The sequence below is a fragment of the Kitasatospora sp. NPDC056783 genome, assembly GCF_042789895.1.
Classification (GTDB): Bacteria; Actinomycetota; Actinomycetes; order Streptomycetales; family Streptomycetaceae; genus Kitasatospora.
Genome location: NZ_JBHUAF010000366.1, coordinates 1 through 8,795, shown reverse-complemented (window position 1 = coordinate 8,795; position 8,795 = coordinate 1). Strand labels below are relative to the sequence as shown.

Annotated in this window: 9 protein-coding genes and 3 tRNA genes; 10 read left to right on the top strand and 2 right to left on the bottom strand. The window is 71.4% G+C overall.

Translation table 11 applies throughout. The annotated features are described in order from the left end of the window. Nucleotides 1-180 precede the first annotated feature (180 nt). From ACFRMQ_RS33630 to ACFRMQ_RS33600, 7 genes are all read left to right on the top strand, one after another. A tRNA-Gln gene (locus tag ACFRMQ_RS33630) sits at nt 181-252 on the top strand. A 36-nt stretch (nt 253-288) separates the two neighbouring features. Continuing rightward, nucleotides 289-361 (top strand) — tRNA-Glu (locus ACFRMQ_RS33625). Nucleotides 362-410: 49 nt separating this feature from the next. Beyond that, nucleotides 411-485, top strand: a tRNA-Gln gene (locus tag ACFRMQ_RS33620). Nucleotides 486-797: 312 nt separating this feature from the next. Continuing rightward, nucleotides 798-2,219, top strand: a complete 1,422-nt coding sequence (leuC, locus tag ACFRMQ_RS33615) for a 3-isopropylmalate dehydratase large subunit (RefSeq protein ID WP_380734550.1) — start codon at nt 798-800, stop codon at nt 2,217-2,219. A gap of 3 nt (nt 2,220-2,222) precedes the next feature. After that, on the top strand, nt 2,223-2,819 hold the full coding sequence (leuD, locus tag ACFRMQ_RS33610; protein WP_380734549.1) for a 3-isopropylmalate dehydratase small subunit: 597 nt from the start codon (nt 2,223-2,225) through the stop codon (nt 2,817-2,819). A gap of 182 nt (nt 2,820-3,001) precedes the next feature. Beyond that, a complete protein-coding gene (locus ACFRMQ_RS33605; RefSeq protein ID WP_380696496.1) occupies nt 3,002-3,349 on the top strand; it encodes a hypothetical protein in 348 nt (115 codons plus the stop codon). 133 nt (nt 3,350-3,482) lie between these two features. After that, nucleotides 3,483-4,244, top strand: coding sequence for an HU family DNA-binding protein (locus tag ACFRMQ_RS33600; RefSeq protein WP_380734548.1), 762 nt, complete (start codon nt 3,483-3,485; stop codon nt 4,242-4,244). A 253-nt stretch (nt 4,245-4,497) separates the two neighbouring features. On the opposite strand, the gene ACFRMQ_RS33595 is transcribed toward ACFRMQ_RS33600, so the two are convergent. Both ACFRMQ_RS33595 and cofC read right to left on the bottom strand, forming a co-directional pair. Next, nucleotides 4,498-4,719, bottom strand: coding sequence for a hypothetical protein (locus ACFRMQ_RS33595; RefSeq protein ID WP_189923473.1), 222 nt, complete (start codon nt 4,717-4,719; stop codon nt 4,498-4,500). A gap of 89 nt (nt 4,720-4,808) precedes the next feature. After that, entirely contained in the window at nt 4,809-5,492 is a 684-nt protein-coding gene (gene cofC / locus ACFRMQ_RS33590) for a 2-phospho-L-lactate guanylyltransferase (RefSeq protein ID WP_380734547.1), read from the bottom strand. A 228-nt stretch (nt 5,493-5,720) separates the two neighbouring features. Here cofC and ACFRMQ_RS33585 point away from each other — a divergent pair, with 228 nt between their 5' ends. The 3 genes from ACFRMQ_RS33585 (at nt 5,721) to ACFRMQ_RS33575 (ending at nt 8,795) form a co-directional block, all read left to right on the top strand. Continuing rightward, nucleotides 5,721-6,551 carry a lysophospholipid acyltransferase family protein gene (locus ACFRMQ_RS33585; RefSeq protein ID WP_380734546.1) on the top strand — a complete coding sequence of 277 codons (831 nt, stop codon included), beginning with the start codon at nt 5,721-5,723 and terminating at the stop codon, nt 6,549-6,551. Next, entirely contained in the window at nt 6,548-7,549 is a 1,002-nt protein-coding gene (locus tag ACFRMQ_RS33580; RefSeq protein ID WP_380734545.1) for an NAD(P)H-dependent glycerol-3-phosphate dehydrogenase, read from the top strand. The genes ACFRMQ_RS33585 and ACFRMQ_RS33580 overlap by 4 nt, the downstream gene beginning before the upstream one ends. A 100-nt stretch (nt 7,550-7,649) precedes the next feature. Beyond that, nucleotides 7,650-8,795 (top strand): D-alanine--D-alanine ligase family protein, encoded by a 1,146-nt coding sequence (locus ACFRMQ_RS33575; protein WP_380734543.1) that lies wholly within the window; start codon nt 7,650-7,652, stop codon nt 8,793-8,795.

The following is an 8,795-nucleotide window of genomic DNA, read 5'->3' as shown; positions in this document are numbered from 1 at the left end:
GTCATCCGCAGGCCGCCCGGACGCCGCCCGGGGTTATCGATTTTGGAGCCAGGGCCGACGTCGGGTAATGTTCTTTCTGCGCCGCCCGGGAGGGAACGGACGAGGGAACGAAAGCCCCTCGGAAGGGACCGAACGAGAGGCGCAACGCCTGAGAAGGCCCCCCCGGGGGTTCAACTCTGGTGGGGTATGGTGTAATTGGCAGCACGAGTGATTCTGGTTCATTTAGTCTAGGTTCGAGTCCTGGTACCCCAGCGCAGTACGCGAGTACGGCAAACAAAAGAAGATCAAGCCCCCGTTGTGTAGCGGCCTAGCACGCTGCCCTCTCACGGCAGTAGCGCCGGTTCGAATCCGGTCGGGGGTACTTCAGAGCAGGAAGCCGGTGGGCTCGCCCATCGGCCCTTGCTTTGTGTTGGGGTATGGTGTAATTGGCAGCACGAGTGATTCTGGTTCATTTAGTCTAGGTTCGAGTCCTGGTACCCCAGCCAGAAATTGGAAAGACCCCGGCCCCCGGGGTCTTTTTGCTTTCCCGGGAAATCCTCGGAAGGGCCCCGCTCGGTACCGGGCGGGGCCCTTCTGCGTCTCCGGGGCACTGTCCGGACACCGTCCGCGGGCCGTCTGCGGGCCGTCCATCCGCTGTCCATGCGCTAAGACTGCGGTCTCAGTCCGTGAGACACCAGTTCAATCTCCAGCGAAAACCGCCACCCTGGACGGAGCGGCCCGGGTGCACACGGCGGCGCACACGTTTTGACCTCGACGACATGAGAAGGCCGGCAACGCGGCCGGCTGGAGGGAATCCGATGGGACGGACACTCGCAGAGAAGGTCTGGGACGACCACGTCGTGCGGCGCGCGGAGGGCGAGCCCGACCTCCTCTTCATCGACCTGCACCTGCTCCACGAGGTCACCAGCCCGCAGGCCTTCGACGGGCTGCGCCTGGCCGGCCGCCCGGTCCGCCGCACCGATCTGACGATCGCCACCGAGGACCACAACACCCCGACCCTGGACATCGACAAGCCGATCGCCGACCCGGTCTCCAAGGTGCAGCTGGAGACGCTGCGCAGGAACGCGGCCGAGTTCGGCGTCCGGATCCACTCGCTCGGTGACGTCGAGCAGGGCGTGGTGCACGTCGTCGGCCCGCAGCTCGGACTGACCCAGCCCGGCATGACCGTGGTCTGCGGCGACTCCCACACCTCCACCCACGGCGCCTTCGGCGCGCTGGCGTTCGGCATCGGCACCAGCCAGGTCGAGCACGTGCTGGCCACCCAGACCCTGCCGCTGGCGCCGTTCAGGACCATGGCGGTCACCGTCGAGGGCGAACTGCCCGAGGGCGTCACCGCCAAGGACCTGATCCTGGCCGTCATCGCGAAGATCGGCACCGGCGGCGGCCAGGGATACGTCCTGGAGTACCGCGGTTCGGCGATCCGGAGCCTGTCGATGGAGGCCCGGATGACCGTCTGCAACATGTCGATCGAGGCGGGCGCCCGCGCCGGAATGATCGCCCCGGACGAGACCACCTTCGCCTATCTGAAGGACCGCCCGCACGCCCCGCGGGGCGAGGACTGGGACGCCGCCGTCGCCTACTGGAACACCCTGGGCACCGACGAGGACGCGGTCTTCGACCACGAGGTCCTCATCGACGCGAGCGAGCTGACCCCGTTCGTCACCTGGGGCACCAACCCGGGCCAGGGCGCGCCGCTGGGCTCGAACGTGCCGGACCCGGCCTCCTTCGCCGACCCGCAGGAGCGCCTGGCCGCCGAGAACGCCCTGACGTACATGGGCCTGGAGGCCGGCACCCCGCTGCGCGAGGTGAAGGTCGACGCCGTCTTCGTCGGCTCCTGCACCAACGGCCGGATCGAGGACCTGCGGGCCGCCGCGGCCGTGGTGGAGGGCCGCCGGATCGCCGACGGCGTGCGGATGCTGGTGGTCCCCGGGTCCGTCCGGGTCGCGCTCCAGGCCGTCGAGGAGGGCCTGGACAAGGTGTTCACCGCGGCCGGTGCCGAGTGGCGCCACGCCGGCTGCTCGATGTGCCTGGGCATGAACCCCGACCAGCTCGCCCCGGGGGAGCGCTGCGCCTCCACCTCGAACCGCAACTTCGAGGGCCGGCAGGGCAAGGGGGGCCGCACCCACCTGGTCTCCCCGCAGGTCGCCGCGGCGACCGCCGTGCTGGGCCGCCTCGCGGCCCCCTCCGACCTGACCGCCGACGTTGCCGTGGAGGCCTGAGCCATGGAGAAGTTCACCACCCACACCGGCCGGGCCGTCCCGCTGCGCCGCAGCAACGTGGACACCGACCAGATCATCCCGGCCCACTGGCTGAAGAAGGTCACCCGATCCGGTTTCGAGGGCGGTCTGTTCGAGGCCTGGCGAAAGGACGAGTCCTTCGTCCTCAACCGGCCCGAGCGGAAGGGCGCCACGGTCCTGGTGGCCGGCCCCGAGTTCGGCACCGGCTCCTCCCGCGAGCACGCCGTCTGGGCGCTGCAGAACTACGGCTTCCACGCGGTCATCTCGTCCCGCTTCGCCGACATCTTCCGTGGCAATTCGCTGAAGAACGGCCTGTTGACGGTCGTCCTGCCGCAGGAGACCGTGGAACGGCTCTGGGCGATCACCGAGAGTGACCCCTCGGCCGAGATCACGGTCGATCTGGAGGCGCGCGAAGTGCGGGCCGAAGGCGTCACGGCGGCCTTCGAACTGGACGACAACGTCCGGTGGCGGCTGCTCAACGGCCTGGACGACATCAGTATCACGCTGCAGAACGAGGCCGACATCGCGGCCTTCGAGGAGACCCGCCCGGCCTTCAAGCCCCGTACTCTGCCCGTGGTCTGAGTTCCCCTCAGAACAAGCATTCTGACGATCCGCCGGATGGCCCGCGTCCCCCTCGGGGGGGCCGGGCCATCCGGCGTTCCGGAGCGCGAGTTAGCGCCGCGGCCCGCCCCGGATTGCCCATTTGGCTTTGCGGAAGAGGGCCCCGCGCAAGTACAACTGCGGGTAGATGGCACAATCAGTACATGCACCGGCACCATGAACCTCCGTACGCGGGCGGCGAACCCGCGGCTGAGGACTCCATGGGCCGGCCATCCGAACGCCGAATTGACGATCGGCCGGACGTCACCTCCGCACCTGCTGAGGCGCCGGACGACCAGGAAGTCGCAGCGCTCTACGCGCTTGTGGCCGAGCGGTTGAAGCAAGCTCACGCCCGCGTGCATGCGCTGAACGTGTCTGCCGATGCAAAGACCGCTCTCACCCGTCAACTCCTCATCGTCACCGAGACCGCCAAGCGCGATCTTCCGGAGGCGGCAAGGCGGTTGAGTCGCTTTGTACATGACCTCGACGAGGGGCCCCCGCCGCTCGACTGAGGTCGCCGACGCGCAAATCCATTGCGACACTAGGGTGATTCGCGCGTTTGGTAATTGAAAGTCCGCAGATACATACCTAACGTGCGAAAAGAACGGATGGAATCATCCGGCGCTCGTTTCCGAAGGGGAAGACGTGAACAAGGCTCAGCTTGTCGAAGCGGTGGCCGAGCAGCTGGGCGGTCGCAAGGCTGCCGCAGAGGCCGTCGACGCAGTGCTCGACACCATGGTCCGTGCCGTTGTGGCCGGCGACCGGGTTTCGGTCACCGGGTTCGGCACCTTCGAGAAGGTGGAGCGCTCCGCGCGCTTCGCCCGCAACCCGCAGACCGGCGAGCGGGTCAAGGTCAAGAAGACCTCGGTCCCCCGCTTCCGTCCGGGCCAGGGCTTCAAGGACCTGGTCAGCGGCAGCAAGAAGCTGCCGAAGGAAGGCCCCTCGGTGAAGAAGGCCCCCAAGGGCTCCCTCACCCCGGGCAAGAGCGGCGTCGCCGCCACCCCGGCCGCCAAGCGTGCCGCCACCAAGCGCGCCGCCGCCGCTGCCGCCGCCCCGGCCACCAAGAAGACCGCCGCCAAGAAGACGGCGACCACGGCCGCCGCCAAGAAGGCCGCGACCACGGTCGCCGCCAAGAAGACCACGGCGACCGCCAAGAAGACCGCCGCGAAGACCACGGCCGCGAAGACCACCGCCGCCAAGAAGACCACGGCGACCGCGACCAAGGCCGCCGCGACGAAGGCCGCCGCGACCAAGAAGACGGCCGCGGCGAAGAAGGCGACCACCACGGCTGCCGCCAAGAAGACCACGGCGACCGCCAAGAAGGCGACCGCCACGGCCAAGAAGACGGCGCCGGCGAAGAAGACCGCCACCCGCAAGACCACCGCGCGCAAGACTTCCGCCAAGTAAGTCCCGCGCGACCGTCCTCGGACGGCCTTCGGCGAAGAGCCGCGGCACCCCTTCCGTAATTCACGGAAACCGGGAGCCGCGGCTCTTTCGATTTCCGGGCGCTTAGTCAGGAATCCGCGACGTGCGGGTGCGCGGACGGGGTTCGGGGTGTGGCGGGGCGCGCGGGCCGTGCCGGGAGGGGGTCGTCGGTCCACGACCGGGCGGGCGGCCCGGGGCCGGGCGGGGCGCGGGGTGGTGGACCGGGGCGGGGCCGTCAGCCCTCGGCGGGGTCGGGGAAGGTCTGGAGCGTCACGAAGACCACCCGGCGGGCCTCGCCGGCGCCCTCGGTGCGGATCCGCACCCGCTGGCCGGGACGCAGCAGCCGCAGGCCGCCCGCGTCGAAGGCGGCCGCGTCGAACGGCACCGGGGTCCCGTCGTCGAGCAGCACGGAGCCGGCCCGGGTGGCGGGGTCGAAGGTGAACGCGGTGGCCTGCATGCGAGCAGCATAGCGAGCGGGGCCGCCCGCCCCCGGGGCCAGGACCGGAAGGCGCCCAGGGAGGGGCTCGGGGTGGACCGGGGACGGGCTCAGCGCGGGCTCAGGGAAGCGAACAGCGCACGGGTGTGCGGGCCGAGGCCGAGCGCCGCGGCCTCGGCGAGGTCCGCGCCGGTGTCCACGTCCCGACGCACCGACTCGACGCCCGGCAGGCGCAGTTCGAGCGCCCCGCCCGCCCCGTGCCGGGCCCGCGAGCCGTTCCCGAAGGCGGGGGAGAGCGGCCGGCCCGGGGTGCAGGCGAGCAGCGTGGTGCCGAGGCCGGGGGAGTCCGGGAGGAAGGCCCGGCCGTCCGGGGGGACCGCGCCCAGCACCAGGGCCAGTTCGGCCGGGCGCAGCGCCGGGAGGTCGGCCGAGAGCGCCGCCAGCGGGGCCCGCGGGGCCAGTGCCAGGGCGGCCGAGGCGCCGTGCGTCAGCGCCCGGTTGAGGCCGCCGCCGGGCTCGTCGGCGACCACCAGCGCGCCGAGCGCGGCCAGCCGGCGGCCGGCCCCGGCGTCGCGGGTGACCACCAGGACCCGGTCGACGCCCGGGGTGGCCAGGGCGGCGCTCACGGTGTCCAGCGCGAAGGACAGGGCCAGGTCGGCCCGGTGGTCCCCGGCGTACGGGGCCAGTCTGCTCTTGGCCAGGGCGAGCGGCTTGAGCGGAATCACCAGCGACCAGCCGGCGGCGGGTGCGGCGGGCGGGACGGGCCCGCTGGGGCGTACGGTGTCCTGGGTCACCGGCGTCATTGTGGCGCCGGTCCCGGAGCCCTCGCCAGGCCGTACGAGCTGTGCGGACGTGCGTTTGATCACGCCCGCCGGGCGGGCTGGCGCGGCCGCTCGACAGCCGGTGAGCGGGCGGGCGACACTGTTCCGCGCCCGTGGCCCGGGCACCGGCGGAAACGGTGCGCGGCACCGGGACGCCAGGACCGCGGCGCTGCGTGCCGCATCGAATGAGAAGGAGCTGGGGTGGCCCGCCGCTCGTACGCCAAGTTCGGCAACGCCGACTACGGCATCTGGTACCGCTTCGCGGCCGTGCTGGTGAAGCCGGTGACGACCGCTCTGGTGAAGCCCGACTGGCGGGGCTGGGAGCACCTTCCGAAGAACCAGGGCTTCATCGCCGCGGTGAACCACAACTCGATCATCGATCCGGTGATCTACGGGCACTGGCAGTACAACAGTGGACGCCCGCCGCGCATTCTCGCCAAGTCCTCGCTGTTCTCGGTCCCCTTCATCGGTTTCATGCTGCGCAAGACCGGCCAGATCCCGGTGTTCCGCGAGTCCACCGACGCCGCGCGGGCGTTCAAGGCCGCGATCGACGCGGTCAACGACGGCCAGTGCGTGCAGTTCTACCCGGAGGGCACGCTCACCCGGGACCCGGACCTGTGGCCGATGACCGGCAAGAGCGGGGTCGCCCGGGTCGCGCTGATGACCGGCGCGCCGGTCATCCCGGTCGCGCACTGGGGCGCCCACGAGATCATCCCGCCGTACGGCCGGCCCGGTTACGGGAAGGGCAGGTTCAACCTGTTCCCGCGCCACAAGGTCACCGTCGCGGCCGGTCCGCCGGTGGACCTGAGCAAGTACCGGGGCCAGGAGCTCACCGCCCAGGTGCTGGCCGACGCGACCGACGACATCATGAACGCGATCACCGCGGTCCTGGCCGAGGTGCGGGGCGAGCAGCCGCCGGCCGAGCGCTACGACATGCGCAAGGCCGCCCGGGAGCGCGCCGCGGCCGCGCTGGCCGAGCGCCGACGGGCCAAGGGCGAACCGAGCAAGGGCACCGAGGAGGCCGGACAGTGACGCGCTGCGCCGTGATGGGGACCGGCTCCTGGGGCACCGCGTTCGCGCTGGTGCTCGCCGACGCCGGCTGCGAGGTCGTGCTGTGGGCCCGCCGCCAGGAACTGGTGGACGCCGTCAACTCCACGCACGAGAACCCGGACTACCTGCCGGGCGTCCGGCTGCCCGACAGCGTGCGGGCCACCACCGACGCCGCCGAGGCGCTGGCCGGCGCGGACTTCGCGGTCCTGGTGGTGCCCTCGCAGACGCTGCGCGACAACCTGGCGGCCTGGACGCCGCTGATCGAGCCGCAGACCGTGCTGGTGAGCCTGATGAAGGGCATCGAACTCGGCACCGCCAAGCGGATGAGCGAGGTGATCGACGAGGTCACCAAGGTCGGCCCGGAGCGCGTCGCGGTGGTCAGCGGGCCCAACCTGGCCAAGGAGATCGCCAACCGGCAGCCCGCGGCCAGCGTGGTGGCGTGCGCCGACGAGGCGGTCGCCAAGCGCCTCCAGGCGGCCTGCCACACGCCGTACTTCCGGCCGTACACCAACACCGACGTGGTGGGCTGCGAACTCGGCGGCGCGGTCAAGAACGTGATCGGCCTGGCGGTCGGCATGGCGGCCGGCATGGGGCTCGGCGACAACACCAAGGCGACGCTGATCACCCGCGGGCTGGCCGAGACCACCCGGCTCGGCGAGGTGCTGGGCGCGGACCCGCACACCTTCGCCGGACTGGCCGGGATGGGCGACCTGGTGGCCACCTGCTCCTCGCCGCTGTCGCGCAACAACACCTTCGGCATGAACCTGGGCCGGGGCATGTCGCTCGCGGAGACCATCGCGGCGACCCGGCAGACCGCGGAGGGCGTCAAGTCCTGTGAGTCGGTGCTGGACCTGGCCCGGCGCAACGGGGTCGACATGCCGATCGTCGAGGCCGTGGTGGACGTGGTGCACAACGGGCGGCCGACCCAGGAGGCGATGCAGGCGCTGATGTCGCGTTCGGCGAAGCCGGAGCGGCGCTGACGGTGCCGGTCCGCGCGGCGGCGCCGGGCCCCCGGACGCCGCTGTCCCGCCGTGCCGCTTTCCGTCCGGCAGGGCCTCGCACGGTAGTCTCAAACCCGATATGAGCATCGAACAGTCCTCCCCGAACCGGCCCGACCGGAAGCCGCGCGTCGCGCTGGTCTTCGGCGGGCGCAGCTCCGAGCACGCGATCTCGGTCACGACCGCGGGCAGCGTGCTCAGGTCGATCGACCGCGACAAGTACGACGTGCTGCCGATCGGCATCACGCACGAGGGCCGCTGGGCGCTGACCAGTGACGAGCCGGCCCGGATGGCCATCACCGACGGCAAGCTGCCGGACGTGGCGCACGTCGCCGAGGGCGTCGACGGCCAGGTCGCGCTGCCGGCCTCCCCGGGCAGCCGCGAGGTGGTGCTGAGCGAGCCGGGCAGCGCCCCCAAGGCCCTCGGCGAGGTCGACGTGGTGTTCCCGCTGCTGCACGGCCCGTGGGGCGAGGACGGCACGCTCCAGGGTCTGCTGGAGCTCTCCGGCGTCCCGTACGTCGGCAACGGCGTGCTGGCCAGCGCGGCCGGCATGGACAAGGAGTTCGCCAAGCGGATCCTGGCCTCGCACGGTCTGGAGGTCGGCCGCTACACCATCGTGCGGCCGCGCGAGTGGGAGTCCGAGGCGGGCCGCGCGGCGGTGCGCGAGCGGGCCGCCGAGCTGGGCCTGCCGCTGTTCGTGAAGCCCTGCCGGGCCGGCTCCAGCATCGGCATCACCAAGGTCAAGGACCTGGCCGACCTCGACGCCGCGATCGAGGAGGCCCGCCGGCACGACCCCAAGCTGATCATCGAGGCGGGCGTGACGGGCCGCGAGATCGAGTGCGGCGTGCTGGAGTTCGAGGACGGCCCGCGGGCCAGCGTGGCCGGCGAGGTGCTGGTCGGCGAGGGCTACGACTTCTACGACTTCGAAGCCAAGTACATCGACTCCTCGGACGTGCAGATCCCGGCGAAGCTCGACGACGGGGAGCTCGCCGAGATCCGGCGCCAGGCGGTCGAGGCCTTCGAGGCGCTCGGCTGCGAGGGGCTGGCCCGGGTGGACTTCTTCCTGCTGGAGGACGGCACCTGGATGATCAACGAGATCAACACGATGCCCGGCTTCACCCCGATCTCGGCCTTCCCCAAGATGTGGGAGGCCAGTGGGGTCTCGTACCCGGAGCTGATCGACCGGCTGCTGCGGGCGGCGCTGCGGCGTTCCACCGGACTGCGGTAG